A 26,989-nucleotide genomic window follows, 5' to 3' on the forward strand; every position below is an offset into this window, starting at 1 on the left:
GCGGCGGGGATCGTGGATGCGATCAGCTGGCCAGCACTTGTGGCGCGAGAACCTTCAGATGGGCATTGGCCCAGCGAAGTTGCCTCAGGGTCTGCGGATGGCATCGCCTGCTCATGGTCGACAAGACGGCATCCCGTGTCGCCTGGGCGCCCTGGGCGAGCAGCTCCCAGTCCAGCGACACCCCCGCGGCCACCCGGTGCAGGTGTCGCAGATCCATCAACAGCATCAACCCCGGCTCGGGCCGCCGGCCCAGCAGGTCGCTGAGCTTCTCCTGCACCTGTGCGGTTCTCCCCTCGGTGCGTGGTTCGTCGTTCAGATCGAGTCCATAGGCGCGACCGACCTGTGCGAGTTCCCGCACGTGAGATTGTGACCACACTGCGAGATCGCGGGCGACGTGGTGGATTTCGTGGTCTGCCTTGTGCCGAGAGGACAGACTCGTCAGGTCGAGGGCGAGCTTGCGTTCGGATCGGTGGAGTTCTCTGATGGCAAGTCCGAGTTTCATTGGTCGACTCCGATCGCGGGTGTCTCGGTGACCATCGCTGCGGCGCCTCCGGTGGTGGTGGCGATGCCGTGACCGAGTGGGGCGGAGGCCGTCGTCGTCGGGGCCGGAGCGGGCCCGGGTCCAGCGCCGACGCGGGCGACTGCCGCGGCGGCAGTCTTGAAGATCGGCTGTTTCGACGCCGGATCCCAGTCGGTGACGGTCAGTTCATTGGCTGCTCGGTCGAGTTGTGGATTGCCGGCGTCCCAGTATCCGTAATGGAACGGAACGAACAGCACGCCGCAGCGGATACCGGTGACCCGGGCCTGCGCGTGCAGTGTCCCCCGCGGCGAGGAGATCGCAACCACGTCGCCTTCCTCGACGCCGTAGACCTGCGCATCCGATGCGGATATCTCCACCCACACCTGGGGTGCGGCCGCGTTCAGCTGCGGGGCACGAGCGGTCTTGGTGCGGGTGTGGAAGTGGTAGAGCGTGCGTCCGGTGATCAGGGAGAACGGATACTCGTCGTCCGGTACCTCGTGCGGCGGCAGGTATTCGGCGGCCTTGATGATCGCTTTCGCGTCCGGGTTCAGGGCTCGGTACTCGGTGGGCTCGAGCGGGGCTCCGGTGACCAGGTCCTTGCCGTAGGACTCGCAGTAATCGGGTGCGGAGAAGAAGTGGCCGTCGATGTAGAGACGTTCGACGCCGCCGGGGTGGTCGGCATTGCAGGGCCACTGGATGCCGGAGTCGCCGCGCAGGTTGTCGTAGCTGATGCCGGAGTAATCGCAGGGCCGTCCGGTCGAGCACTTCTTCCATGCCTCGAACGCCGATTCCGCATCGTTCCAGGCCGGCAGCGGGTTCCCGTCCTTGTCCCGAAAGTCCATCCGGCGCGCAAAGTCGAGGAAGATGTCGAGGTCGGGGCGCGCGGCACCGGGTGGGTCGACGGCCTTGTCGGACAGGTGCACGGTGCGATCGGCGTTGGTGAACGTGCCGGTCTTCTCCCCCCACATCGCGGCAGGCAGGACGACGTCGGCGAGTTCGGTTGTTTCCGTTCGGAACACGTCCTGCACGACGAGGAACAATCGATCCTGCGTCAGGATCGAACGGATCCTGGCGAGTTCGGGCATGGAGACGGCAGGGTTGGTTGCGCTGACCCACAACATTTTCAGCGTGCCCTGCTCGGCGTAGCGGAACATCTGCATCGCATGTGTCGGCGGTCCATAGTGCGGAATCTTGTCGGCCTCGATATTCCACAGGTCGGCCAGTTCGGCGATGTGGGTGTCGTTGGCCCAGTTGCGGAAACCGGCGAGGTCGCCGTCCGCGCCACATTCTCGCGTGTTCTGCGCGGTGGGCTGGCCGTTCATCTGCAGGACCCCGCAGCCGGGCCGCCCGAGCATCCCGCGGATCAGATGCAGGTTGTTGACCTGCACCGCGGCGGCGGTGGCCTGGTGAGACTGGTAGAACCCCTGCAACACCGTCGACAGCAGGTGGTCGGTGGTACCGATCAACTGGGCGGCGGCGCGGAGGTCGTCGACGGGTATGTCGCAGATCGCGGCTGCCCGCTGCGGGGAGTACGCAGCCACCTGTTGCCGTAATTCGTCGAATCCCACCGTGTGCCGCTCGAGATACGCATCGTCGATCCAGTCACGGGAAATGATCTCGTTCAGCAGGCCGTTCATCAGGGCGACGTTCGTGCCCGGTAGTGGAGCGAGGTGGATGGTGGCGTGTTCGGCGACCGGGGTCGGCCGTGGATCGACACACACGAGCGCCGGCGGGTTCGGACCCGCGAGCCGATCCAGCATGCGCGACCACAGCACCGTCTGGGTTTCGGCGACGTTGTGGCCGAACAATGCGATCACCTCGGCGTGATCGACGTCCGCGTAGGACCCCGGTTGGCCGTCGCAGCCGAAGGACTCCTTCAACGCCTCGGCCGCGGTCGCGGTACACAGCCGGGTGTTTCCGTCGACATGATTGGTGCCGATCGCTCCGTGCGCGATCACCCCGAGGGTGTAGTACTCCTCGAGGAACAACTGGCCCGAGGTGTAGAAGCCGATCGCACTCGGGCCCTGTTCATCGAGCAAGACCCTGGTGCGCGCGACGATCCGATCCATAGCGGTGTCCCAGTCGGTCTCCACCAGTTCGCCGTTCCGGCGGATGAGCGGTGCGGTGAGCCGGTCCCGGGAGGCGCCTGCCTGCCAGCCGAACAGGTCCTTCGGGCCGAGCCTCCCCCGGTTGACCCGATCGGTGCCGCGGCCGCGGACTCCGACGATCCGGTCGTCCTTGACCGCGATATCGAGGGCGTCGCCGTTGGAATGGAGAATCGACGCCGACCGCACCCACCGATCCACCGACGCCGGGTCGATCCCGTCGGCGAGATACTGATCCACCCTCCGCGGCCAGCGCTGCCCCGGTTCGTACGGGGTGCGTGTTCCCCACGGTGCGGCGATCCGGTCATGCGAAGCAGTCATCAGCGGCTCCGTTCTCTTCTCGGGATCGATCACTACGCATCGATGGATCGGGACCATCCCGTCGGCCTTTCGGACGTGTGCGTGGTGGTGGGTGGCTGCGGCGGTCCCCCTCTCTCATCGAACGCGCAATGGTTGCGGTTGCGCAAGGGTTGGGGGCAGGATTTGAGTATGAGCGCGGCGCGGGGACAGCAGACCGAGGCGGGCCAACGGTTCACCGAGCAGGTGGAAGCGGTGCTGTGGGCCTCGCGCGCACTGGTGGGCATTGCGGCTGCCTCGGTCGCCGAGGTCGAAGATGTCGTCACGGTGCCGCACCTGCGGATCCTGGTGATGGTCGACACCCGTGGGCCGCTGAATCTGGGGGCGGTCGCCGACGCGCTGGGAGTCAATCCGTCCAATGCCTCGCGGGCGGTCGACCGGCTGATCAAGGCCGGGTTGCTGGATCGGCGCGATGCGCCCGAAGATCGGCGGAATCTGAATCTGACGCTCACCGCCGCCGGCCAGGACCTGGTCAATCGGGTCAGCACGCACCGGCGGGAGGCGATTTCGGGGGTCCTCGAGCGGATGACGCCCGAGGACCGCGATGCGTTGGCGTCGGCGTTGCGCCGGTTCGCCGCGGCCGCGGGTGAACCGATCGACGGTGATGTTCTCACGTTGTTGTGGCCGCCGGACCACTGAGCTGCCGGTCGGGACGGGTGCGAGCGGACGCCAGTCCGGCAGCAGCGAAACCACTGGCGCACAGCACTTCCGACACCGCCGGTCGGCGGCGGCGCCGATCGACGGCCGCGATGATCATGCTGGCCGCGTGCGCGGCGTCGACACCGGCGCCGAGTCGCAGCACCGCCGGTGTGGGCATGGCGACGGTGACTGTGGCCTGCAGCAGATGCCGGGCGCCGAGCAGGCGCACCACCGTCTGCTCGCGGCGGCGCAGAGGTTGCCCGAGCAGGTGGGTGGGAACCAGGTCCGGAGCGCTGAGCTGCAGCAGTCCGTAACCGATTCGGATCAACACAAGAGTACGGGGAGTCATCGTCGCCGCCGGGCGGTGAGGGCGGTGGCCGCGCCGGCGGCGAGCAGACCGGCTGCGGCGCCGAGTATTCCGTGATGGTGGGAGGCCCACAGTTGCCCGCTGCGCGCGTGGGCTTGCTCGTCGAAGATGCCGTGGGCGCCGAAGTCGTGGCCGTCGGTGTCGTCGGCGGGCTGCCACAGATTCGCCGGCTGGTGCGGGTCTCGCGGTTGGTTGGTTTGTTGGGAGGAGAAGCCGGTGGCGGCGAGGTACCGGTCGAGCAGACCCGGTGCGATCGCGTTGGCGGCGAGGGTGGCGGCGGTGCTGGCCCCGACCCAGTATTCGCGGCGGTTCGGGTGCTCGGCGGCGTAGAGGACGGCGCGGGCGGCGACCTCGGGTTGGAAGATCGGCGGTACCGGCTGGGCGTGGCGGGGCAGCCGGGAGAGCACCCACGAAAACTGCGGGGTGTTGACCGCGGGCATCTGCACCATCGTCACCCGGATACCGGATTTGTCGTGCAGCAGCTCGCAGCGCAGGGCTTCGTGGAATCCCTGGATGGCGTGTTTGGCGCCGCAGTAGGCGCTTTGGAGTGGGATGCCGCGGTAGGCGAGGGCGGAGCCGACCTGGACGATCGTGCCGGTATCCCGGGGCCGCATGCGGCGCAGTGCGGCCATGGTGGCGTAGACGTAGCCGAGGTAGCTGACCTCGGTGACCCGCCGGTATTCAGCCGCGGTGATGTCGGTGAACGGGGCGAAGACGGAGGTGAAGGCGTCGTTGACCCAGATGTCGATCGGGCCGAGGGTGTTTTCGACGAGGTCGGCGGCGGCCTCGACCTGGTCGGGGTCGGCGACGTCGGTGGGCACGGCGAGGGCGATCGCCCCGGCATCCTCCACCTCCCGAACGGCTGCGTCGAGGCCCTTCTTGCCGCGGGCGATCAGGGCGACCTGGTCGTGGCGGGCGGCGAACGCGCGGGCGACGGCGCGGCCGATGCCACCGGAGGCGCCGGTGATCACGACGACACGTCCGGATTCCGTGGTACTCATGAGGTTCTCGGTTCCTTTCAGAGGTGGCGGGTCAGCGCTCGGGTGGCCACGGCCGGGCGAGGCGGTGCGCGGATTCGAACAGCAGGGCGTGGACGAACGCCTGCGGGAGGTTGCCCCGGAGCTGGTGTTCGACGACGTCGAATTCCTCGGTGAACAGGGCCGGGGATCCGCAGGCGGCGCGGTTGCGTTCGAACCAACGCACCGCGTCGACGTGACGACCCTGTTGGTGTTCGGCCAGGGCCATGTGGAAGCCGCAGAGCAGGAAGGCGCCCTCGGCGTCGGCGAGCGGGCGCTCGTCTTGCCGGAACCGGTAGACGTGGCCGTCGCGGCCGAGTTCGGTGCGGATGGCGTCGAGGGTGAGCCTGGTGCGGGGGTCGTGGGCCGGGACGGCGCCGCGGATCGCCGGCAGCAGCAAGGCGGCGTCGACGCGGTCGTCGTCGGGGGCGCGTTGCCAGCGTCCGGTGGGGTGCAGGGACCGGGTGGTGGTGTCGGTGACGAGGGTGTCGGCGAGGGCCGTCCAGTGCGCGGCCTGCGCGGTGGGGGCGATATTGCCGATGGCGCGCAGCCCGGCCGCGCAGATCAGCCGCGAGTGCGCCCAGGCGTTGTTATCGAGTTCCCAGATGCCGGCGTCCGGTTCGCTCCAGCGCTTTTCGATGGCGGCCGCGGCGATCTCCACGGCGTGCCAGTGCTCACGGTCGAGATGTCCGTGCCGATCCGCGGCCGCGAAGAGCAGCAGCGCCTCCCCGAAGGCGTCGAGTTGGAATTGGTCGTTGACCCAATTCCCGATGCGAGTGTCGGCCCCGGGATAGCCTGGCAGGTCGAGGATCTGCTCGTCGGGAACGCGGCCGCCGCCGACGGTGTAGGCGGGTTTGAGGGTGGGACCGTCGGCGAGCAGGTGGTCGCTGACGAATCCGACGGCCTCGTCGAGCAGCGGATGGGGACCGGCTGCGGCGACGGCCTGCCCGGCGTAGCACTGATCCCGGATCCAGCAGTACCGGTAGTCGTAGTTGCGGCCCTGCTCGGCGCGCTCGGGCAGCGCGGTCGTGGCGGCGGCGACCATGCCGCCGGTGCTGCTGGTCAGCCCGCGCAACACCGCGTACGCGTGCCGGGCGTCGCGGTCCGCTACGGATCCCTCGATCGGCGGGACCGCCTGGTGCCAGGCGTGTTCGGTGCGATCCCACAACCGGTCCGGGTCCGGCACCGTGTCCGGGAGGGGGCGGTCGCCGAGTTCGAGGACCAGATCGAGGTGACCACCAGCGGGGATGTCGAGGACCATCTCGAGCCGTCCGTTGCGGTGATGCGCCGCCGGCGCCCCGGACCAGCGCAGCTGCAGGGCCCCGGCGTGCAGGGTCCGGATCCCGTGCTGGTGGCCGGTCTGCTGCATCGGGTGTGCGCCGAAGTCGGCGGACACGTCGAGTCCGACGGTGACCTGCGCGTCACCGTCGACGGCCACGACGCGGCGCAACAGGACCGCAGTGTGCGGATCGGCGGGGAAGGCGAGCGCCTCGCGACATTCGATGATGCCGGTGGTGGTGACCCACCGGCTGCGCCAGATCAGCGTGCCGTACTCGTAGTAACCGCCCCAGGTGAACCTCTGAGATGTCGGGGCGAGGGCGTAGACGCCGGGTCCGCCGAGCAGCACCGAGAACACCGCCCCGTCGTGCCAGGCCGGGACGCACAGCCAGGAAATGTCGCCGCGCGGGCCGATCAGGGCGCCGCGCTCACCGTCGGCGATCAGCGCATACTCCCGCAGCACGTGCGGGGGAAAGAGCGCACCGGCACCACGTGTGGGCACTGCCACCTTCTCTCAGCATCGCAATTTTTGCGCCTTCGCAAACAACTGACGGTCCATCGAGTTCCCGGTGACCGGACGCTCAAACCCTGAAGGTGAGATTGATCAGGAAATTCTCAGAATTCGGGGCCGCGTGGAGGAGATCGCCAGAATGAGCGGATCTTTCCCTCACCCCTTGCGCTACCGCAACCTTTGCGCGTAGAGATGGAAGGAGACCGTCCGCTGAATTTTTCGGGTACTCGTGTGCCGAACCCGCACGCTTTCCTTTTCGCCGTCCCGGCAGCCCTTGAGGCCACGACGTTCACCGGCCGGCACGCACCCCATCTGCGAGGAGGACTCGATGGCCAGTCAGAACGTCGCCGACTACCTACTCGAGCGATTGCGCGCGTGGGGGATTGAGCATGTCTTCGGGTACGCCGGGGACGGGATCAACGCCGTCCTCGCCGCCTGGGGACGTGCCGATAATCAGCCCCGGTTCATCCAGGCCCGGCACGAGGAGATGAGTGCGTTCGAGGCGACCGGATACGCGAAATTCAGCGGCCGGGTCGGGGTGTGCATCGCCACCTCCGGCCCCGGCGCGGTGCATCTGCTCAACGGTCTCTACGACGCCAAACTCGACCACGTGCCCGTCGTGGCGATCGTCGGGCAGACCAACCGCACCGCCATGGGCGGCTCCTACCAGCAGGAGGTCGACCTGCTCAGTCTCTACAAGGATGTCGCCGGCGACTACGTGCAGATGGTCACCGTCCCCGAACAGCTGCCCAACGTCCTCGACCGCGCCATCCGGGTCGCACTGACCCAGCGGGCGCCGACCGCCCTGATCATCCCGGCCGACGTGCAGGAACTCGACTACTCGCCGCCCACCCACGAATTCAAGATGGTGCCCTCGAGCGTCGGGATCGACTGGCCCACCACCGCACCGGACGGCCAGGCCGTCCTGCGGGCCGCGGACATCCTCAACGCCGGGAGCAAGGTGGCCCTGTTGGTCGGGCAGGGGGCGCGCGGCGCCCATGCGGAGATCGCTCAGGTCGCCGACCTGCTCGGTGCCGGCGCCGCCAAAGCCCTCCTGGGCAAGGACGTGCTCTCCGACGAGCTGCCCTGGGTGACGGGGTCGATCGGGTTGCTCGGTACCCGCCCCAGCTACGAGATGATGACCGGCTGCGACACCCTCCTGACCATCGGATCCAGCTTTCCGTACACCCAGTTCCTGCCCGGCCTCGACCAGGCCCGCGGGGTGCAGATCGACATCGACGGCCGCATGATCGGCATGCGGTACCCGTACGAGGTCAACCTGGTCGCCGACGCCCGAACCGCGCTGGACGCCCTGATTCCCCACCTCAAACGGAAACAGGACCGGTCCTGGCGGGAAGAGATCGAAACCGGCGTCGCCCGCTGGTGGGAGACGATGGCCATGGAAGCAGACGTCGCCGCCGACCCGGTCAACCCGCTGAAGTTGTTCGCCGAGCTGTCCCCCCGCCTGCCCGAGGATGTGATCGTCACCGCCGACTCCGGATCCTCCGCGAACTGGTACGCCCGCCACCTCAAATTCCGCCCCGGGATGCGCGGATCGTTGTCGGGCACCCTGGCCACGATGGGCCCCGGCGTGCCGTACGGGATCGGCGCGAAATTCGCGCACCCGGACCGCCCGGTGGTCGTGTTCGCGGGCGACGGGGCGATGCAGATGAACGGGCTCGCCGAGCTGATCACCGTCAAACGGTACTGGCAACAGTGGGCCGATCCCCGGCTGATCGTCGCCATCTTGCACAACAACGACCTCAACCAGGTCACCTGGGAAATGCGGGCGATGTCCGGAGCACCGAAATTCACTGAGTCGCAGACACTTCCGGACGTCGACTACGCCGCATTCGCCGCCGGCCTGGGGCTGCACGCGCTCACCCTCACCGACCCGGGCGAGATCGCCGGAGCCTGGGAGAAGGCACTGGCGGCGGACCGGCCCACCGTCCTCGACGTGCACACCGACCCGAACATTCCACCCATCCCCCCGCACGCGACGTGGGAGCAATTCACGTCCGCCACCGCCGCCGTGCTCAAAGGCGACGAGAACAGCTGGGACTTCATCAAGGAAGGGCTCAAGACCAAAGCCCAGGAATTCCTGCCGCACCGAAACGGGTGAACATGCTCGACGTCCCCCTCCGCGAGGTGAGTACCGCGGTGTACACCTTCCCCACCGACGCCCCCGAGGCCGACGGCACCCTCGCCTGGGACTCGACCACCATGGTCCTCGTCCACGTCACCGCTGCCGACCGGACCGGGATCGGATGGACCTACGCACCGCCCGCCAGCGCCGACGTCATCACCGGCATCCTGGCCGAACAGGTTCGCGGCCGCAGCGTCCTCGACATCCCCGGAAGCTACCAGGCCATGGCCCGTGCCGTCCGCAACGCCGGCCGACCGGGGATCGCCGCCTGCGCGATCTCCGCCGTCGACGTCGCCCTGTGGGACCTCAAGGCCCGCATCCTGGACCTGCCGCTGCACCGGCTGCTCGGCGCCGTCCACGACCGGGTACCGGTGTATGGGTCCGGCGGGTTCACCACCTACGACACCGACCAGCTCACCGCACAACTCGAGCACTGGGTCGACACACAAGACATCGGGCGGGTGAAGATCAAGATCGGGCAGTCCTGGGGAACCGACGACAAACGCGACCTCGCCCGGATCGAGCAGGCCCGCACCGTGATCGGTGACGACACCGAACTGTATGTCGACGCCAACGGCGCCTACCAGCGCAAACAAGCCATCCGCGTCCTCGCCCAGGCCGACGACTTCGACGTGGTCTGGTTCGAGGAACCCGTCTCGTCGGACGACCTGGACGGATTGCGGCAGATCCGCGACACCGTCACCGCCGACGTCGCCGCCGGCGAATACGGGTACACCCTGACCTACTTCGAGCGGATGTGCGCCGCCGGCGCGGTCGACTGCCTGCAGGCCGATGTGTCCCGCTGCGGCGGCATCACCGCCTTCGGGCAGGTCGCCGCCGTCGCCGCCGCCCATCACCTGCAACTGTCCGGACACTGCGCCCCGCACCTGCACGCCCACGTCGCGGCCGCCACCACGAACCTGCGCCACCTCGAATGGTTCCACGACCACGTCCGGATCGAAGCGATGTGTTTCGACGGCGTCCTCGACCCCACCGGGGGCTCGATCCGACCCGACCCCGACGCACCCGGGCACGGCCTGACCGTGCACACACAAGACATCGAACCCTACCGGGTCGCCTGAACAGCATGGGCACGACCGACCGGACCACGCCCGACCGGACAATGTTGAGGAGCTTCCCGTGAACGAGTCCACCGCCACCGGAACGCGGCCGATGATGCTGTTCGACGCTCTCGAACAACGCCTGCGTGAGACGGTCGCGGGTGAGGTGCGGTTCGACCCCGGTTCGCGGGCCGCGTATTCCACCGACGCCTCCAACTACCGGCAGGTCCCGATCGGCGTGGTCATCCCCCGGACCCCGGACGCCGCCGAAGCCGCGATCGCGGTGTGCCACGAGCACGACGTGCCGGTCCTCTCCCGCGGCGGGGCGACCAGCCTGGCCGGGCAGTGCTGCAACACCGCGGCGGTGATCGACTGGACCAAGTACTGCACCCGGATCGAATCATTGGACATCGACGACGGCATCCTGGTGGTGCAACCCGGCATCGCCCTCGACCGCCTCAACGACCACCTCGCGAAGTGGGGATGGATGGTCGGCCCGAAACCGTCCACCCACGTCTCCTGCACCATCGGCGGGATGATCGGCAACAACTCCTGCGGCTCCACCGCGCAGGCCTACGGCAAGATGGCCGACTCGGTCCGTCGCCTGGAAATCCTCACCTACGACGGACACCGGATGTGGGTGGGCCCCACCACCGCGGAGGAGCTGGACCGCAACATCAATGCCGGCGGCCGGGCCGCCGAAATCTACCGAGGACTACGACAGCTGCGCGAGAGCTACGCCGACGACGTCCGGGCGCAGTATCCGGAGATCCCCCGGCGAGTCTCCGGGTACAACCTCGACCAGTTGTTGCCCGAGAACAACTTTCATGTCGCCCGCCTCCTCGTCGGCTCCGAGAGCACCCTGGTCACCGTGCTGCGGGCGGAACTGTCCCTGGTGCGGGTGCCGGCCGCGAACTCGTTGGTTCTGCTCGGATTCGACAACATCTGCGCCGCTGCCGACGCCGTCCCGAAGGTCCTCGACCACACCCCCGCCGCCCTCGAAGGGATCGACCACCGCCTGGTGCAGCTCGAGCACAGCCAGCACCTCGCCGCCGCGGCACTGCGGGAACTGCCCGACGGCACCGCCTGGCTGATGGTGCAATTCACCGGGGACAGCAAAGACGACGCCGACCGCAAGGCCCAGGACATGGTCGACGACCTGCACCCGGTGACACCGCACGCGAAGATCCTCGACGACCCCGACCACGAGAAGCAGGTGTGGGCCGCCCGCGAGGCCGGCCTGGGCGCCACCGCCTACCCACCGAACGAACCGGAAACCCACGAGGGCTGGGAGGACGCCGCCGTCCCCCCGGACCGGCTGGGCGACTACCTGGGCGACTTCCGGGCACTGCTCGACCGATACGGTTATGGAACCGCCTCCCTGTACGGGCATTTCGGGCACGGCTGCGTCCACACCCGCATCCCGTTCGACCTGCGCACCGCCGAAGGCATCGCGAAGTACCGGTCCTTCGCCACCGAGTCCGCCCACCTGGTCGTCGACTACGGCGGCTCCCTGTCCGGCGAGCACGGCGACGGCCAATCCCGCGCCGAGCTGCTGCCGATCATGTTCGGCGACCGCCTGGTCACCGCGTTCGAGACCCTCAAATCGGTGTTCGACCCGCACAACCGGATGAACCCCGGCAAGATCGTCCACCCCCACCGCCTCGACGAGAACCTGCGGCAGGGTGTGCACTATCTGCCGCTCGAACCCGCCACCCACTTCGCCTATCCCGACGATCAGCACCGGTTCAGCCGCGCCGCCGCCCGCTGCGTCGGCGTCGGCAAATGCCGAGGACACGAATCCGGGGTGATGTGCCCGTCCTACCGGGCCACCGGCGAGGAAGAACACTCCACCCGCGGCCGCGCGCGGCTGCTGTTCGAGATGCTCCAAGGCGACGTCATCACCGACGGCTGGAGATCGACCGCCGTCCGCGACGCCCTCGACCTCTGCCTGGCCTGCAAAGGGTGCCTGTCCGACTGCCCGGTGAACGTCGACATGGCCACCTACAAGGCCGAATTCCTCTCCCACCACTACCGTCACCGACTGCGGCCACCGGCGCACTACGCGATGGGCTGGATCCCGCTGTGGGCGCGCCTGGCCGCCGCCGCCCCGGCGCTGGTCAACACCCTCACCCACACTCCTGCACTGGCGGCCGTGATCAAGACCGCCGGCGGCGTCGACCGGCGCCGCCCCTTCCCCCGATTCGCCCGGAGGCGATTCACCGACTGGTGGACCGATCGTCCACCCCACACCGATCCCGGGGAACGGGGACCGGTGCTGCTGTGGCCGGACACCTTCACCAACAACTTCGACCCCCACATCGCCGTCGACGCGGTCACCGTGCTCGAGGCCGCCGGCTTCACCGTCGAGGTCCCCGACCGGACCGTGTGCTGCGGGCTGACCTGGATCTCCACCGGCCAACTCGCCACCGCGCAGAAGGTGCTGGCCCGCACCCTGAAGGTGCTGACGCCGGCGCTGCGGACCGGCACCCCGGTGGTGGTCCTCGAACCGAGCTGCGCCGCCGTGTTCCGCTCCGACCTGCCGAACCTGCTGCACGGCAACGAGGACGCCCGGCGCCTGGCCGCCCAGACCTACACCCTCGGGGAACTCCTGCAGCACCAGGCCCCCGACTGGCACCCCCCTCACCGCCAGGACATCTCGGCCCTCATCCAGCCGCACTGCCACCAACACGCCGTCCTGAACTACGACGCCGACGAGAAAACCCTCGAGAGCGCCGGCGTGGACACAGAAGTTCTCGACGCCGGCTGCTGCGGACTCGCCGGCAACTTCGGATTCGAACGCGGCCACTACGACGTCTCCGTCGCCTGCGCCGAGGACACATTGTTGCCCGCGCTCCGCGCGGCCGATCCCACCACACTGGTGCTGGCCGACGGGTTCAGTTGCCGCACTCAGATCCGCGACCTCACCGCCGACGCCGCGCCGCTGCATGCCGCGCAGGTCCTCGCCGCCCAGGTTCGCGGCACCCCCCTCGCCGCAGACCCGGCAGCACGTCCGCCGCGGCGAACCTCCCTCGCCCGCCGCTCCGCAGACGCCGAGAGGTGATCAGCATGGCCCCGCCCGTACATGATGCGGTGATCGTCGGCTCCGGGCCGAACGGGCTCGCGGCCGCGGTCATCCTCGCCCGCGCCGGCCTGCACGTCCTCGTCCTGGAAGACCAACCGTCGCCCGGCGGGGGATGCCGCACCGAGGAACGGGCCCTCGCCGGAGCCCCACTGGCCCACGATGTGTGCTCGGCGGTGCACCCGATGGCCGCCGCGTCCCCGTTCTTCACCGCCTTCGACCTCGCGGCCCGCGGGGTGCGGTTGCTCCGTCCCGACATCGCCTACGCCCACCCGCTCGACCAACACCCCACCGGGCTCGCCTACACCGACCTGACCCGCACCCTCGACTACCTCCGCGAACACGCAGGGATCGCCGACACCCGCGCCTACCGGGAACTGCTCGAACCCCTGATCGACGCGTTCACCACCGTCACGGCACTGTGCTTGTCCGATATGCGGTCACTGCCCCCGACTGCCCGGTCCCTGACCGGGCTGTCCACCGCAGCCGGGCTGGGTTTGCGGATCCTCGAGCAAGGCACCCCCGCCTGGAACCGCCGGTTCATCGGCGAGGTCACCGCGGCGATGCTCACCGGCGTCGGCGGACACGCCAGCGCCACCCTCCCGTCGATGGGACCGGCCGCCACCATGCTGTTGCTGGCGTCGGCGGCGCACACGGTCGGGTGGCCGATCCCCGAAGGCGGCAGCGGCGCCATAACCGCTGCGCTGCTCGCGGATCTGATCGACCACGGCGGCGACATCGCCTGCTACCGAGGCATCTTCGACCGTCGCCTCCTCCCGCCGGCACGGGTGTATCTGTTCGACACCTCGCCCTGGATGCTCGAGCAGATCTACCGGGTTCCGCTCGGCGCCCGCTACCGGCAGCAGATCTACCGTTTCCCGCCCGGGAACGGGGTCGCCAAGGTCGACTTCGTCCTGTCCGCTCCCGTGCCGTGGCAGGACCCGAACATCGCCGCCGCCGGCACCGTGCACTGCGGCGGTACCCGCACCGAGATCGCCGCCGCCGCCGCCGACATCGCCGCCGGGCGCCACCCGGCGCGCCCCCTGGTGCTGGTCGCCCAGCCCGCCATGGTCGATCCCTCCCGGCGCAGCGCCGACGGACTCGACCCGTTGTGGACCTACACCCACGTCCCCAACGGGTCCGATCAGGACGTGACCGAGACGATCACCGCGCAGATCGAACGGTTCGCCCCCGGCTTCCGCGAAATCGTCCTCGCCGCCCGCTGCACCCCCGCCGCACACCTGGGCGATCACGACGTCAATTACCGCGGCGGCGACATCGCTGCCGGAGCGCTCAGTATGTACCGGATGCTCGCCCGCCCCGCCCCCCGCTGGAACCCCTACGCCACACCCATCGACAACGTCTATCTCTGCTCCGCCTCCACCCCACCCGGCCCGAGCGTGCACGGCATGTGCGGCTACCACGCCGCCCGCCGCGTTCTGCGCACCCACTTCGGCATCCGCACCCTTCCCTACCTCGGCCCCGAACCCCTTCGGCACGGCCGCCCGCACCCGCGACTGGAGCCCCACTCATGACTGCCCTGCATCTGACCACCGACCACGAGCAAATCCGGTGCTGGGTACAAACGAATCATGGTGCCCCCGCCCGCATCCCCTCCGAACCCGGTACCGCCGGCGACACGTTGTGCCTCGACTTCCTCGGACTCACCGCCCGCGACGTCGACCACCTCACCTGGCACGACTGGTTCACCCTCTTCGACAACCAACACCTTGCCCTGAGCTACACCACCACCGAACCCCACGTCCGGCCGCGATGGGAACTGGTCCACCGCGGTCGCGCTACCCCGTAACAGGCACACCCCCAGGATCGGGTGGTCGCCGAGAAGATCGCGTCGAACGGCAACTGCCCGCCACGAACAGTCGCCGTCGCATTGTGGCGATGCCGCCGGACCAGGCATCGGCTTCCTACGAGCCCCGTCTGTACAAAATACGAAACTTTCGTACTTCTTCCTACCCTGATGTACTATTAGTACATGTCTGATGCCGCTGCTTTCAGCATCTCCGATGCACGCACCCACCTGGCAGCGATCATCGATCGCGCTCGGACCGACCACCAGCCCGTCTACGTCGCTCGCCGCGGACGTCGGGTAGCGGCTGTTATCGATGCCGACGACCTCGATCACCTCCTCGAGCTGGCAGAGGACATGGCCGACATTCGCGCCGCCGAGCAGGCGCGCGCCGAGATGCAGTCGACCGGAGAGACGCCGATACCGTGGGATGAGGTCAAGGCCGATCTCGGCCTCGCATGATCTACGAGGTCTCCCTGACTCCTGCCGCAGCACGGCAGTTACGCAAGTTCGATCCGCAGGCGCGCCGACGAGTGCAAGCGGCCATCGAATTGCTTGCCACCGAGCCGCGGCCGCCGGCAGCGACGCGCCTGGTCGGTGGCAATGGGGAGTGGCGCGTGCGCACCGGTGACTACCGAATCGTCTATGAGATCGTGGACGACCGGCTCTTGGTGCTCGTCTTGACCGTCGGGCATCGTCGTGAGATCTACCAACGACACTGAAACGACGTCGAGCCAATCCCACCGTGTTGGTAGCGGATCCGCTTTTCGCCACGAGCGCAGACCCTTGCGGGCGTGCGCGCCGGCACCGATCTCGTCTCGATGCAGGTTCGCGTGTGGACTCCAGCTGGAGGTCCACCGTGCCGACGTACGCTGAGCCGCATGACCTTCGCCAACGCTGGAACATTAGGTGCCCTGCCGGGAAAGCGCGACGCACTGGTGGCACACCTGACGCGGCGCAGTGATCTGCTCGAGCAGATCGGGTGCCTGTGGTACGAGGTGGGAGTGAACGATGATGAGCCGGACACGGTGTTCGTGGTGGAGCTATGGGAAAGCGCCGCAGCGCACCAATCCTCACTCGCACTCCCCGAAGTTCAGGCGTCGATCGCGGCGGCCCGCCCGCTACTGTCCGGCACCTTTGGTGGATTCCGTTTCGAGGTCATGGGATCCCCGTTGCGCGACTGAGCCGGTGGTGGTGCTCGAGCCCAGCTGCGCGGCGGTGTTCCGCGCCGATCTCCCGAACCTGCTGCAACGTCAATGAGGACGCCCACCGTCTCGCCGGCCAGACCTACACCCTCGGCGAGTTGCTGCGCGCCAAGGCCCCGACCTGGCACGCTCCGCACCAGGACGGAGTGTCGGCACAGGTCCAACCGCACTGCCACCAGCACGCGGTGCTGCACTACGGCGCCGACCGCACGGTCCGTGCCGATGCAGGAGTGGACGCCACCGTCCTCGATACCGGTTGCTGCGGGCTGGCCGGAAACTTCGGATTCGAACGCGGGCACTACGACATCTCCGTCGCCTGCGCCGAAGACACCCTGCTCCCGGCGATCCGCGACGCCGACCCCACCGCCCTGATACTCGCGGACGGGTTCAGCTGCCGCACCCAGATCCGTGACCTCCAGGAGGGCACCGCCCCACTGCATACGGCGCAGGTCCTCGCCGCCGCGGTGCGCGGCCGGCAACCCGGCCGCGACTACTCGGCGACCTCGGTAGAACGAGCCTCGGTGCCCGCGGCGATTGCCCTGGCCGCTGCGCCGGTCACACTCGCGGTGGCGGGGCTGGTGCGCCGCACCATCCGGCGACGCCGGACCAGTGGAAGGTGATCGACGATAATGCTGAATCCGGTCCATGACGCTGTGGTGGTCGGTTCCGGGCCCAACGGCCTCGCGGCCGCGGTCGTCCTGGCCCGCGCCGGTCTGGGGGTGCTGGTCCTCGAGGACCAACCCTTCTCCGGCGGTGGGTGCCGCACCGAACTGGCCGCGCTCGCCGGTGCGCCGCTGCGTCACGACCTCTGCTCGGCGGTGCATCCGATGGCCGCGGCGTCGCCGTTCTTCACCGCCTTCGACCTCGCCGCGCGCGGGGTGCGGCTGCTCCGCCCGGCCATCCCCTACGCGCACCCCCTCGATCAACACCCCACCGGGCTCGCCTACACAAACCTGCGCCGCACCCTCGAGTACCTCACCGCGCACGCCGGCATCGCCGACGCCCGCGCCTATCAGGAGCTGATCGGCCCGCTGGTGACCTCCTTCGACACCGTCGTCGCGCTCGCCCTGTCCGACATGCGCCCCCTGCCCCCACCGATCCGGCATCCCGCCGGCATGGCGGCGGCCGCCGGGTTCGGGCTGCGGATACTCGAACAGGGCACCCCTGCCTGGAACCGGCGGTTCACCGGTCCGGTCGCCGCGGCGATGCTCACCGGTGTCGGCGGTCACGTCAGCGCGCCGCTCCAGTCGATGGGATCGGCCGCCATGATGCTGCTGCCCGCCGGTGGCAGCCAGGCCATCACCAACGTGATGATCGCTGACATCCGGGCCCACGGCGGCACCGTCGCCTGCGGGCGCGGCATCGCCGACCACCGGCTGCTCCCACCCGCACGGGTGTACCTGTTCGACACCTCCCCCTGGGTGCTCACCGAGATCTACGGGACCCGTCTCGGCACCCGGTATCGGCGCGCAATCGACCGCTTCCCCACCGGGAACGGGGTCGCCAAAGTCGACTTCGCCCTCTCCGGGCCGGTTCCGTGGACCGATCCGCGGATCGCCGGCACGGGGACCGTGCACTGCGGTGGCACCCGCACCCAGATCGCCGCCGCCGAGGCCGACCTCGCCGCCGGCCGGCACCCGGCCCGGCCGCTGGTGCTGGTCTGTCAGCCCGCCGCGGTCGACACCTCCCGCCGCTCCGCCGACGGGCTCGAGCCCCTCTGGAGCTACACTCACGTCCCGGCCGGGTCCGACCTGGACGTGACCGAGACGATCATCGCGCAGATCGAGCGGTTCGCCCCCGGCTTCCGCGACGTCGTGCTCGCCTCCCGCTGCACACCCGCGAGCCGGATGAGTGAGCACGACGCGAACTACCGCGGCGGCGACATCGCCGCCGGCCGAGTGTCGATGTACCGGATGATCGCCCGGCCCGTCGCGCGGTGGAACCCGTACCGCACCCCCATCGACAACGTCTACCTGTGCTCGGCCTCGACACCACCCGGTCCGAGCGTGCACGGAATGTCCGGATACCACGCGGCCCGGCGAGTCCTGCTCCGGCACTTCGGCATCCGCACCCCGTCTTCCCTCGGGCCCGACCACCTCACGGCGTCCACATCCCACCGCAGCGGCGCGAGGAGGCGGAAAGGATGAGCGAACACCGCGGTACACCACCGGGTTCGCGACTACTGGGTTCGCGACCACCGGGTTCGCGACCACCGCACCCGCCCGGACGGCGAGTTCTGCCGATCGCAGATCGCGAGCCGAGTGTCCCGCCGCGCCGCGGGCTCGGCGCCGCGTCCTCGGACCCCTCGGTGGCGCTCTGCCACGATCCGCCGTCATCGATACCATCGCAACCACCACACCACGAAAACGGGGCACCCCGACCTCCGGGACACCCTGCAGCAGAACACCACTCACACACCCGCCCGACGACTCCAGGTCCACATCATGTCCACCGCACACATCGCCACCGACCATGACGAAATCCGCCGTTGGATCCTGACCAACCACGGCGCACCCGCCCGCCTCACCCACGCCGCAACCCACACCCCCGGGCCGCTGCGGATCGACTTCCTCGGTGTCCACAGCTCCGACCTCGAACACCTCTCCTGGCACGACTGGTTCACCGCCTTCGACGCCCAGCACCTCGCCCTGAGCTACCCGGATCCGCACATCCGCGGAGGCACCAGCACCTGGTTCGAAGTCGTCCACCGCGGCGGAGCAGACCACCGGTGAGTGATCAACCATGCTCACCACAATTCGGGTTCACCCACCGGAGAACCCGTCGCCCACCGTGACCGCCCCTGCGACGTCATCCCCCAGGGACGGCCCGACCCGGTGCGCCGGGAGGCTCGGAACAGAAAGAGTGGCCTGATGTTTCGGTTCTTCGTCGCCCGGCTTCCTCGCGCTGGCGGCCATCGTGGTGGGGATCGCCGCGGCCATCGGAGCGTGGGCGTGGTGGGTGGCGCTGGCCCTGCTGGTAGCGCTGGTGCTGCTCGGGGTCTACGACCTGCTCCAACGCCGGCACGCGGTGCTGCGGAACTACCCGATACTGGGGCACCTCCGGTATCTCCTCGAAAGCATTCGACCGGAGTTGCAGCAATACTTCGTCGAACGCAACATCGACGGTCGACCCTTCGACCGCGATGTCCGCACCATGATCTACGAACGCGCCAAGGGCATCCACGGTGATTGTCCTTCGGCACCGAACGCGACATCGAACAGGTCGGCTACGAATACCTGATCCACTCCACCGCCCCCGTTCCCCGAACCGGACACACCCCCACGGGTCCCGATCGGGGGCCCGGACTGCACCCAGCCGTACTCGATGTCGCTTCTGAACATCTCCTCGATGAGCTTCGGCGCCCTCTCCTCGAACGCACTGCGGGCCCTGAACACCGGGGCCACGCGCGGGGGATTCGCCCACGACACCGGGGTGGGCTGACCCCCTACCTCCTGTCCGGAGGTGGGGATCTGGTCTGGGAGATCGGCTCCGGGTACTTCGGCACCCGCACCACCGGCGGGCACTTCGACCCGCACCATTTCGCCGACAAGGCCGCCCCCCAGGTGAAGGCGATCTCCATCAAACTCAGTCAGGGCGCCAAACCCGGTGTCGGCGGAGTGCTCCCGGCGGCGAAGGTCTCCGAGGAAATCGCCCGCTACCGAGGTGTGCCCGCACACGAGAAATGCGTCAGCCCGGCCGCGCACACCGCGTTCCACACCCCACGCGAACTGATCCAGTTCCTCGCCCGGCTCCGAGAATTGTCCGGCGGGAAACCCGTCGGCATCAAACTCTGCGTCGGATCCCGCATCGACGTGCTGGCGATCTGCAAGGCGATGCTCACCGAGGGCAGCGCACCGGACTTCGTCATCGTCGACGGCGCCGAAGGCGGCACCGCCGCGGCCCCACTCGAATACGAGGACTACGTCGGTCTGCCGCTCACCGACGGGCTGATCACCGTGCACAACGCGCGAGCGGGAAGGTCGCCGTCGGCAACGACATCGTCAAACGACTCATCCAGGGCGCCGACTACACCAACTCCGCGCGGGCGATGATGATGGCGATCGGCTGCATCCAGGCCCAACGCTGCCACACCAACCGGTGTCCCGTCGGTGTCACCACCCAGGACCCCAAACGCATCCGCGCCCGCGACGTCACCGACAAGAGCGAACGAGTCCACCGTTACCACGACGCCACAGTCCGGCAAGCCGTGCAGATCATGGCCACCCTCGGCGCCGCCGACCCCAGCGAACTGACCCCACACATGCTGCACAAACGGATCTCCCCCACCGAACATCGCTCCTATGCCGGACTGTACGAATGGCTGACCCCCGGTGAACTGGTCGCCGACCCGGCGCCGTCCTGGGCGACCGACTGGATAGCCGCGGACCCGGACTCCTTTGCACCCTTCCCGGGGCTGATGCGCACCTGACTCGCCCGACATCGCGGCGCCCAGCGCACGAGGCCGTGTTCAACAGCGACCGCGACCGAGTGACCGCATCCTGTGCCGTGGGCAGCTCCACCGCGTGCGGGTGTGGGGAGCCGCTGGTACGGATCCTCGGGATCACAGCCGCGACGCGCGACCCGATGACAGTGGCCGACAACTGTCCGCCTGTCGCCTCGTTTCATAGGTTCGGCGGTGACCGATCGGGTCGGACTCGTGGTCGCGGGTAGCGGTGCCCGCGGCGCCTGCGAGGCCGGTGCCATCACATCCCTGCTCCCCGCCTGGGCCGGCGGCCGACGGTCCTCGTCGGGACCAGCGTCGGCGCCCTGAAACGTTGTCGGCCTGGCCGCCGGCGCCCACTACGGCGTCAGCAGGCGGCCGAACGCGTGGTGTCGCTGCGGGAAAGAACCGGAAACTCCCCAGCCGCTGCGGCGCACCGGCCCTCATCACCTCGTCGAACTCACCCACGCGGTACCCCTCACGCCCAGCACATCCTGAACGCTGCCGCCACGCAGGCTCGGCGGACACCGGAAGTGGCCGCACCCGCGGAACAGCCCAGTCGCATCCTCGAACGGTGTTGTCCGGTGTGCGGATCGGTCCGGTAGGGCACTCTGCAGCATGGAGTTCAATGACGACTGCCCGCTCAGCCCCGCCGCCGTGGGAGGCCATTTGGTCCGGTTGGTCGCTGACCGGGACGGTCCCGCACTTGCCCAGGCGGTCTCCCAGGTCAGCCTCATACCCGGGGCGCGGACAGATCGCCCGAAGTACGAGGACGTGCTGGCCTGGCTGATGGACGCGATCGTCGAGGTCGTCGAGGCCCGGCTCGGGCCCGCACCCCCGGGGGAAACGTTCGTCCTCGCGGTCCGCCACACCGACGGACACGAGCCGGACCCGGCCGAGCTGCCGGCCTCCGGGCAGTGGGTGCTGCGCGCGGCCGCGGCGTTCCTCGGTGACGCCCCGGCCGAGGCGGAACGCCAACTGGCCGAGGCGGGGCGCGAACTCGACCCGCTACGGCGGGCGGAGACCCTGACCGACACCCTGGTCTGGTTGGACTTTCTTCTCGACGTCGAACTTCCCGACCCACCGGACGTTCCCACCAGCGCATGAACAACCGGCACCGAACCTTCAGGGTCGCCCGCGACACCCAGGGTGACAGGGGTCGATCACCGAGGACTCGCGGGTGACGAGCGGCTCCCGGGTCGTGTCGACGGGCAGCCCGACGCGAGAGTCTGGCTGCCCGCCAGGCCGCCCAACCCACCCGCAGCGTTGATCCTGGATACCGACGCAGATAATGTCACTCCTCATCTCCCCCATTAACACAACATGCCGCTTAAGAGGTCCCGTTGAAGACGATCGCAAAGTCGAGGGCACCCAACCGTGAGTTTCCCGCCCCGTCGCGGGGCGGATCCCCCGCGGCACGATCGCTTGTCAAGCGGTAGGCATCCCAGCAGACGACGGGTGGCTCGCCCCTTTCTGACGGCGGCTGCGGTTCAGATATTCTTCGTGCCCGAGGTGTCGGGCATACCGTTCGGGCGCGTGCGCTTGAGTTCGTAGAACGCGGACACGGGCGTGAGTATGCGCAGCCCATCCCAAATGGCCAGGCCGTCATCCCTGTTGGGCATGTCGTTGAGTACAGGGCCGTAATACCCCTTCTTCTCCCCGTTTTCGAGCTTGAATACGATGATTGGAACGCCGGTGTCGTCGCCGACGGCGGCGACGGCCGAGTTCGTCTCATCTCGCAGGTACGCGTCCCAGGACGTGTCGTCGGCAGCCCGTACAAGGTCGGCGGGCAGCCTCTCATCAGCCAGCACCTGCGCGATGAGCGCGTCGTCGTACTCGCGGCCCTCGATGTGGTAGGGATGTCCGAACGCGGAGTACAGGTCGATAACTGCAGCGCCTTGCTTCGCGGCGGCCGCGATCACGCGGTGGACCCTATGCGCGGGGCGATGCAGGTCACCGTGAGAGGTCTTGTCGGAGCCGTCGTTTGCAATTTCGTCGTTCTTCTCGGCTAGGCTGAATGGGCGCCAGGTAATGTCGAGATCGCGCTCCTCGGCGACCTTGAGCAGCCACCGACTCGTGATCCAGCAGAACGGGCATGACGGATCGAAGTAGAACTCGAGTCGCTCCATACACCCAACCTAACAAGGGATCGCGGTCGTCGGCGACCGCACCCACCGGATATCGTCTCGACGAACTCGGGTGTGACTGCGCCCGCGAACTACGCTGCCCCGCGGCGCAACACGGACCGCGGCAGCGAGTTCGATTCGGCCTTCGAACCCCTGCGCCGCGGCGGGCCGCCCCGCCGCGCACGGACCGAGGCCGTGTGCTCGCCCGTCCCTCCTCGGCCGCGCGCGGCCCACCCACATTCGGGCGACCCGACGGCATGGGGACCGGGTGCGGCAACACCGCTCCGTTCTCGTCACCGCCACCAACCACGAAGGTCACCCGAAGCAGGGGCGACTGCCGTGCCGTCCCGGGTTCACCGGAGTGGCTCACTCGGGTGGGTCTGCTTCCGGAGCCGCACGTGGTGAACCGGGCTCGACGGTGAGATCCTCGGTGTCGGAGAAGACCCGTCCGTCGTCGAGAGCGATCGCCCACCGATGCGTCGGCGCCCAGTCATGTCCACGCTCACCGGTGTCGACCAGTGCGGTGTAGTCCTCGACCACCTCACCCAACACAGCCGCCTCGGCGTCCCGGAGCACTCGTACCCGGGAGCCCACCGTCACCTCCGTCTCGGTGTCCGGCGTCTTCGTCGGAGACCTCCGCTCATCCATCGCGGTTTCCCCTTCCACTCGGTGACCACCGGAACGCAAGCACGGGCGGTCACCAATCTCGACTCCCCGGACATGCCGGGTTCCCTGACTCTTCCAGACGATTGTCGGGCGCTTCGTCGTCATGGAGGGCCCGGGGCAGTGCACGTCCTCACCGCGAAACCGCCACCCGCCAGATTCCCGAGCCGACATGGATTGGATACCCGCCGACGCGGGCGTAGCGGAAGATCAGCGAGCCTTGGAGGCAAGGGTCTGCACAAGGTCGTCGAGGGCGGTGACGGCGGCGGCGCTGTCCCGGTCGACCAGCCAGCGCAGCACCATCCCGTTCATGCATGCGAGCGCGAACCGGGCGACCGGGGTGGTCCATCGAGCTCGCGCATAGGGTGAGGAACGCGACGGTTTCGGGCGCTACCGATGACGGTGAAGGTTGTATCCATGGAGCCTCCCGGAGCAGGCGGTGGTCGGTGTCGTAGACCGAGCGCCCCGGCGCCGAGGGGGCGACACGGACTGCACATCATGGCCCCGGTGCCAGCATCGCCCGCGGCGCGCCACCATGCATCGATACCTGCGGTCGGCAGGAATCGATGCAGACCGAACCCGCCTCCTCCGACGCCGCGACCACTGCGCCGGACGGCGACGACCGTCACCGATCTCGCCGCAGTCGCAAGACAACGCATCCGCCGACTGGCGCACAGGGGGGTCGCTTCAGTCGGCAACGTCGTATTTCATCGAATAGCGCGCGTGCCGGAGCGCGGCCGGCACTGCGCGTCGGGGGTGAGGCCGCGGGAACTCGGCGAAAGATCACCGTGGAAGCGCAGGCCGAGGGCTTTAGGTGTGCTGGCGTCCGCGGATCACGACGATCTCTTCGTCATGCTGGTCGGCGGTGATCACGCCGCGGGACTCCAACATGCGGCGCCGCCCGGTCAGGACCGGCCCGAATGGAATCTCCGGGCGCGCGATGATGTCGACCTGCAGACCTTGTTCCCCGCGCATGACGTGTGTCTTGTCCACTCCGCTCAGTGCCGACTGGGCGAGAAGAAGTGTTCCCCCAGGCGCGAGGACATCGGGCGCCTCGGCGCAAATCCGGTCGAGGAGCGCTCGCCCGTCGGTGCCGGCATCCCAGGCCCGCGCGACTCCGGTGTCGGGAATCCGGTCGTTTTCGGCGGGTACGTATGGCGGGTTGGAGACCACCAGGTCGAAGTGCTGCCCGCGGATGTGCGCGGTGAGGTTGCCCTGCACCACCCGGATCGTGTGCCCACGCGCACGTTGCACCGGGCGGTGAGGACGGCGCGGCGGGAGACATCGATTGTAGTGACCCAGCCGGCTCCCAGTTGCGCTGCCCGTACGGCGAGTGCGCCCGTTCCGGTGCAGAGGTCGAGAACTCGGGTGCGTGCGCCCGGTGGGTGCTCGGCCAAGGGCGTCGGCGAGTAGCCCCGTAGCTTCCTGTGGGCGGTAGACACCCGGGATTCGTAGCAACATCAACAACTCCTCACGCCGGCCGTACCGGCCAACACCTGGGCACCTGCGTCTATCGGCGGAGCGCGTCTTCGAGCAGGAGCAGTGCGTGTGCGGTGGTCGCTTCCGCGACGTCGCCGGGATCACCGTCGAAGTGCCGTAGTTCGGTGCGAGCGGCACCGTCGGCGAAGACCCCGAACCACACCGTGCCCGGTGGTTGTCCGTCCTGAGGTTCTGGTCCGCCGGCACCGGTGACGGCCACCGTCAGATCAGCGTCGAGCAGCTCGGCCACCGTGGTCGCCATCGCGCGTGCACTGGGTTCGCTGACAACCGGGCCGTCGAGGACCCGCAGAAGCCCGTGTTTCACCGAGCTGGCGTAGGCGACGAAACTGCCCCGTTACCACTGCGACGACGATGGTGCCGCGCCAAGCACGGGAGAGATTCGTCCGCCGGTCAGCGATTCCGCGGTGGCGAGGCAAGTTGTCGGTTCCGGGCGGTCGCGGAGATTCGCTCGGCACGCTCATCGCAACTACCCATGCGTGACACTCCGGTTCCGCGGGGGCCCGCTCGGGCGACCGAGACTGTGCAGTGTGTGGGCGCATGCCGTGCCCGCCGCGAGTGCGATCAGTAACAGTCCCACGTTGACCATCCCTCCTCCACCATCTACTCCTGCACAACATCTTTCGTGCGCTTCGCGGACTGCAGTTGTCCCGCCGATAGTGCGTGGGACGTTCGGGCGCACGCACCGAGACGCAGCCAGCGGTACCGCCACCGCAACCCGTCGGCTACCAGCAGAACCGCGTAGCCTGGTCGGCGCCGCGACCCGCGCACCACGCCGATGTGTAGATCGAGATACCCAGCCACGACCGGACACAATCCCCGTCCTCTGGCCGCACCAGCGAAGACGCCCGAGCCTGGTCTTGCCCGTATCGAGACATCCGTCCGTCAAGTAGGCCTGACCCGCACACTGCCGAGCACGGTTTACCGCCATCCCCCGTCGGGCACCCGCAACGGACAACGGCCGACGAGAGGTTGGGTTCCCAGTGCGAGCAGTCACCTGGCAAGGCAAACGAAAGGTCGGCGTCGATACCGTCGCCGATCCCGAGATCGAACAACCGACCGACGCCATCATCAAGGTCACGACGACGAACATCTGCGGCTCCGACCTGCACCTGTACGAGACTCTCGGTCCCTTCATGGCGGAGGGGAACATTCTCGGCCACGAACCGATGGGGATCGTCGAGGAGGTCGGGCCGCAGGCGGGGGACCTGAAGGTCGGCGACCGCGTGGTGATCCCCTTCCAGATCTCGTGCGGCGACTGCTTCATGTGCAACATGCAGCTGTACACGCAATGCGAGACGACACAGGTCCGCGACCAGGGCATGGGAGCCGCGCTGTTCGGCTTCTCGAAGCTCTACGGCGAAGTTCCGGGCGGACAGGCCGAGTACCTACGGGTCCCCCAGGCCCAGTTCACCCACATGAAAGTCCCGGAGGGCCCGCCCGATTCCCGCTTCATCTACCTGTCCGACGTGCTGCCGACGGCGTGGCAGTCGGTCGAGTACGCTGCGATCCCCGACGGTGGGTCGGTCACCGTGCTCGGTCTCGGACCTATCGGGGACATGGCCGCACGGATCGCCCACCACAAGGGCGCACGGGTCATCGCCGTCGACAACGTCCCCGAACGCCTTGCCCGCGCCCAGGCCAGGGGCATCGACACCCTGAATCTGGACGAGCACGGCAGCGATCTCGCCGATGTCATCCGCGACGCGACCGACGGCCGCGGCACGGACTCGGTGATCGACGCGGTCGGCATGGAGGCGCACGGTTCACCGATCGGCAAACTCGCCCAGCAGATCGTCGGGTATCTCCCCGACGCCGTCGCGGCGCCGCTCATGCAGAAGGCCGGTATCGATCGGCTCGGCGCGCTGTATTCGGCGATCGACATCGTCCGCCGCGGAGGCACCATCTCCATCATCGGCGTCTACGGCGGCATGGCCGACCCGATTCCCATGCTCACCTTGTTCGACAAGCAGATTCAGCTGCGCATGGGCCAGGCCAACATCAAGAAATGGGTGGACGACATCATGCCGCTCCTCGGCGACGACGACCCACTCGGCGTCGACACCTTCGCCACCCACGAACTACCCCTCGAACAGGCACCGCATGCCTACGAAATCTTCCAGAAGAAGCAGGACGGCGCGGTGAAGATTCAGCTCAAACCCTGACGG

22 protein-coding genes and 4 pseudogenes are annotated in these 26,989 nt (G+C 68.5%); 16 read left to right on the forward strand and 10 right to left on the reverse strand.

Going from position 1 to position 26,989, the window contains the following annotated elements; genetic code table 11:
* Positions 1–22: 22 nt before the first annotated feature.
* Both ACFTWF_RS24355 and ACFTWF_RS24360 read right to left on the reverse strand, forming a co-directional pair.
* On the reverse strand, positions 23–502 hold the full coding sequence (locus tag ACFTWF_RS24355; protein WP_378463736.1) for a hypothetical protein: 480 nt from the start codon (positions 500–502) through the stop codon (positions 23–25).
* Positions 499–2,946: a molybdopterin oxidoreductase family protein gene (locus ACFTWF_RS24360; RefSeq protein WP_378463737.1), complete on the reverse strand. Its 2,448-nt coding sequence runs from the start codon at positions 2,944–2,946 to the stop codon at positions 499–501. The genes ACFTWF_RS24355 and ACFTWF_RS24360 overlap by 4 nt, the downstream gene beginning before the upstream one ends.
* A gap of 168 nt (positions 2,947–3,114) precedes the next feature.
* Here ACFTWF_RS24360 and ACFTWF_RS24365 point away from each other — a divergent pair, with 168 nt between their 5' ends.
* The gene (locus tag ACFTWF_RS24365) at positions 3,115–3,621 is read left to right on the forward strand and encodes a MarR family winged helix-turn-helix transcriptional regulator (protein ID WP_378463738.1); all 507 of its coding nucleotides are present in this window, start codon (positions 3,115–3,117) and stop codon (positions 3,619–3,621) included.
* Here the strand turns inward: ACFTWF_RS24365 and ACFTWF_RS24370 are convergent.
* From ACFTWF_RS24370 to ACFTWF_RS24380, 3 genes are read right to left on the reverse strand one after another with little or no spacing between them, the layout of a single operon-like run.
* On the reverse strand, positions 3,593–3,970 hold the full coding sequence (locus ACFTWF_RS24370) for a hypothetical protein (RefSeq protein ID WP_378463739.1): 378 nt from the start codon (positions 3,968–3,970) through the stop codon (positions 3,593–3,595). The two genes, ACFTWF_RS24365 and ACFTWF_RS24370, sit on opposite strands and share 29 nt — an antisense overlap.
* The gene (locus tag ACFTWF_RS24375; RefSeq protein WP_378463740.1) at positions 3,967–4,989 is read right to left on the reverse strand and encodes an SDR family oxidoreductase; all 1,023 of its coding nucleotides are present in this window, start codon (positions 4,987–4,989) and stop codon (positions 3,967–3,969) included. The genes ACFTWF_RS24370 and ACFTWF_RS24375 overlap by 4 nt, the downstream gene beginning before the upstream one ends.
* 31 nt (positions 4,990–5,020) lie before the next feature.
* The gene (locus ACFTWF_RS24380) at positions 5,021–6,790 is read right to left on the reverse strand and encodes a glycoside hydrolase family 15 protein (protein ID WP_378463741.1); all 1,770 of its coding nucleotides are present in this window, start codon (positions 6,788–6,790) and stop codon (positions 5,021–5,023) included.
* 331 nt (positions 6,791–7,121) lie between these two features.
* On the opposite strand from ACFTWF_RS24380, the gene ACFTWF_RS24385 reads away from it, so the two are divergent.
* From ACFTWF_RS24385 to ACFTWF_RS24450, 14 genes and pseudogenes are all read left to right on the forward strand, one after another.
* Positions 7,122–8,915 carry a thiamine pyrophosphate-requiring protein gene (locus ACFTWF_RS24385; protein ID WP_378463742.1) on the forward strand — a complete coding sequence of 598 codons (1,794 nt, stop codon included), beginning with the start codon at positions 7,122–7,124 and terminating at the stop codon, positions 8,913–8,915.
* Positions 8,916–8,917: 2 nt separating this feature from the next.
* Positions 8,918–10,021: an enolase C-terminal domain-like protein gene (locus ACFTWF_RS24390; RefSeq protein ID WP_378463743.1), complete on the forward strand. Its 1,104-nt coding sequence runs from the start codon at positions 8,918–8,920 to the stop codon at positions 10,019–10,021.
* Between the two features lie 94 nt (positions 10,022–10,115).
* Positions 10,116–13,064, forward strand: coding sequence for an FAD-binding and (Fe-S)-binding domain-containing protein (locus ACFTWF_RS24395; RefSeq protein WP_378463821.1), 2,949 nt, complete (start codon positions 10,116–10,118; stop codon positions 13,062–13,064).
* Positions 13,065–13,069: 5 nt separating this feature from the next.
* On the forward strand, positions 13,070–14,617 hold the full coding sequence (locus tag ACFTWF_RS24400) for a phytoene desaturase family protein (protein ID WP_378463744.1): 1,548 nt from the start codon (positions 13,070–13,072) through the stop codon (positions 14,615–14,617).
* Complete coding sequence (locus tag ACFTWF_RS24405; protein WP_378463745.1) at positions 14,614–14,892, forward strand: hypothetical protein; 279 nt, start codon at positions 14,614–14,616, stop codon at positions 14,890–14,892. Before ACFTWF_RS24400 ends, ACFTWF_RS24405 begins: the two co-directional genes overlap by 4 nt.
* A 183-nt stretch (positions 14,893–15,075) precedes the next feature.
* Positions 15,076–15,351: a type II toxin-antitoxin system Phd/YefM family antitoxin gene (locus tag ACFTWF_RS24410; protein ID WP_378463746.1), complete on the forward strand. Its 276-nt coding sequence runs from the start codon at positions 15,076–15,078 to the stop codon at positions 15,349–15,351.
* Positions 15,348–15,611: a type II toxin-antitoxin system RelE/ParE family toxin gene (locus ACFTWF_RS24415; RefSeq protein ID WP_378463747.1), complete on the forward strand. Its 264-nt coding sequence runs from the start codon at positions 15,348–15,350 to the stop codon at positions 15,609–15,611. The genes ACFTWF_RS24410 and ACFTWF_RS24415 overlap by 4 nt, the downstream gene beginning before the upstream one ends.
* 159 nt (positions 15,612–15,770) lie before the next feature.
* A complete protein-coding gene (locus tag ACFTWF_RS24420) occupies positions 15,771–16,073 on the forward strand; it encodes a putative quinol monooxygenase (protein WP_378463748.1) in 303 nt (100 codons plus the stop codon).
* 167 nt (positions 16,074–16,240) lie between these two features.
* Complete coding sequence (locus tag ACFTWF_RS24425; RefSeq protein ID WP_378463749.1) at positions 16,241–16,714, forward strand: hypothetical protein; 474 nt, start codon at positions 16,241–16,243, stop codon at positions 16,712–16,714.
* 9 nt (positions 16,715–16,723) lie between these two features.
* Positions 16,724–18,241 (forward strand): phytoene desaturase family protein, encoded by a 1,518-nt coding sequence (locus tag ACFTWF_RS24430; RefSeq protein WP_378463750.1) that lies wholly within the window; start codon positions 16,724–16,726, stop codon positions 18,239–18,241.
* Positions 18,242–18,538: 297 nt separating this feature from the next.
* A complete protein-coding gene (locus tag ACFTWF_RS24435) occupies positions 18,539–18,826 on the forward strand; it encodes a hypothetical protein (protein WP_378463751.1) in 288 nt (95 codons plus the stop codon).
* A 184-nt stretch (positions 18,827–19,010) separates the two neighbouring features.
* Positions 19,011–20,523, forward strand: a pseudogene (locus tag ACFTWF_RS24440) (FMN-binding glutamate synthase family protein).
* A gap of 207 nt (positions 20,524–20,730) precedes the next feature.
* On the forward strand, positions 20,731–20,865 hold the full coding sequence (locus ACFTWF_RS24445) for a hypothetical protein (protein WP_378463752.1): 135 nt from the start codon (positions 20,731–20,733) through the stop codon (positions 20,863–20,865).
* 288 nt (positions 20,866–21,153) lie between these two features.
* Positions 21,154–21,642 carry a hypothetical protein gene (locus ACFTWF_RS24450; RefSeq protein WP_378463753.1) on the forward strand — a complete coding sequence of 163 codons (489 nt, stop codon included), beginning with the start codon at positions 21,154–21,156 and terminating at the stop codon, positions 21,640–21,642.
* Between the two features lie 383 nt (positions 21,643–22,025).
* On the opposite strand, the gene ACFTWF_RS24455 is transcribed toward ACFTWF_RS24450, so the two are convergent.
* The 5 genes and pseudogenes from ACFTWF_RS24455 to ACFTWF_RS24475 all read right to left on the reverse strand — a co-directional run bounded on the left by ACFTWF_RS24455 (position 22,026) and on the right by ACFTWF_RS24475 (position 25,298).
* Positions 22,026–22,664 (reverse strand): DsbA family protein, encoded by a 639-nt coding sequence (locus ACFTWF_RS24455; RefSeq protein WP_378463754.1) that lies wholly within the window; start codon positions 22,662–22,664, stop codon positions 22,026–22,028.
* Positions 22,665–23,027: 363 nt separating this feature from the next.
* Positions 23,028–23,309, reverse strand: a complete 282-nt coding sequence (locus tag ACFTWF_RS24460) for a hypothetical protein (RefSeq protein WP_378463755.1) — start codon at positions 23,307–23,309, stop codon at positions 23,028–23,030.
* 225 nt (positions 23,310–23,534) lie between these two features.
* Positions 23,535–23,709, reverse strand: a pseudogene (locus ACFTWF_RS24465) (TetR/AcrR family transcriptional regulator); the annotation flags it as partial.
* A 425-nt stretch (positions 23,710–24,134) separates the two neighbouring features.
* Positions 24,135–24,785: pseudogene (locus ACFTWF_RS24470) on the reverse strand (HemK2/MTQ2 family protein methyltransferase).
* Between the two features lie 49 nt (positions 24,786–24,834).
* A pseudogene (locus tag ACFTWF_RS24475) lies at positions 24,835–25,298 on the reverse strand (CinA family protein).
* A gap of 506 nt (positions 25,299–25,804) precedes the next feature.
* On the opposite strand from ACFTWF_RS24475, the gene ACFTWF_RS24480 reads away from it, so the two are divergent.
* Complete coding sequence (locus tag ACFTWF_RS24480; protein WP_378463756.1) at positions 25,805–26,986, forward strand: zinc-dependent alcohol dehydrogenase; 1,182 nt, start codon at positions 25,805–25,807, stop codon at positions 26,984–26,986.
* Positions 26,987–26,989 lie beyond the last annotated feature (3 nt).

It is taken from the genome of Rhodococcus sp. NPDC056960, assembly GCF_042674125.1.
Taxonomy (GTDB): domain Bacteria; phylum Actinomycetota; class Actinomycetes; order Mycobacteriales; family Mycobacteriaceae; genus Rhodococcus_F.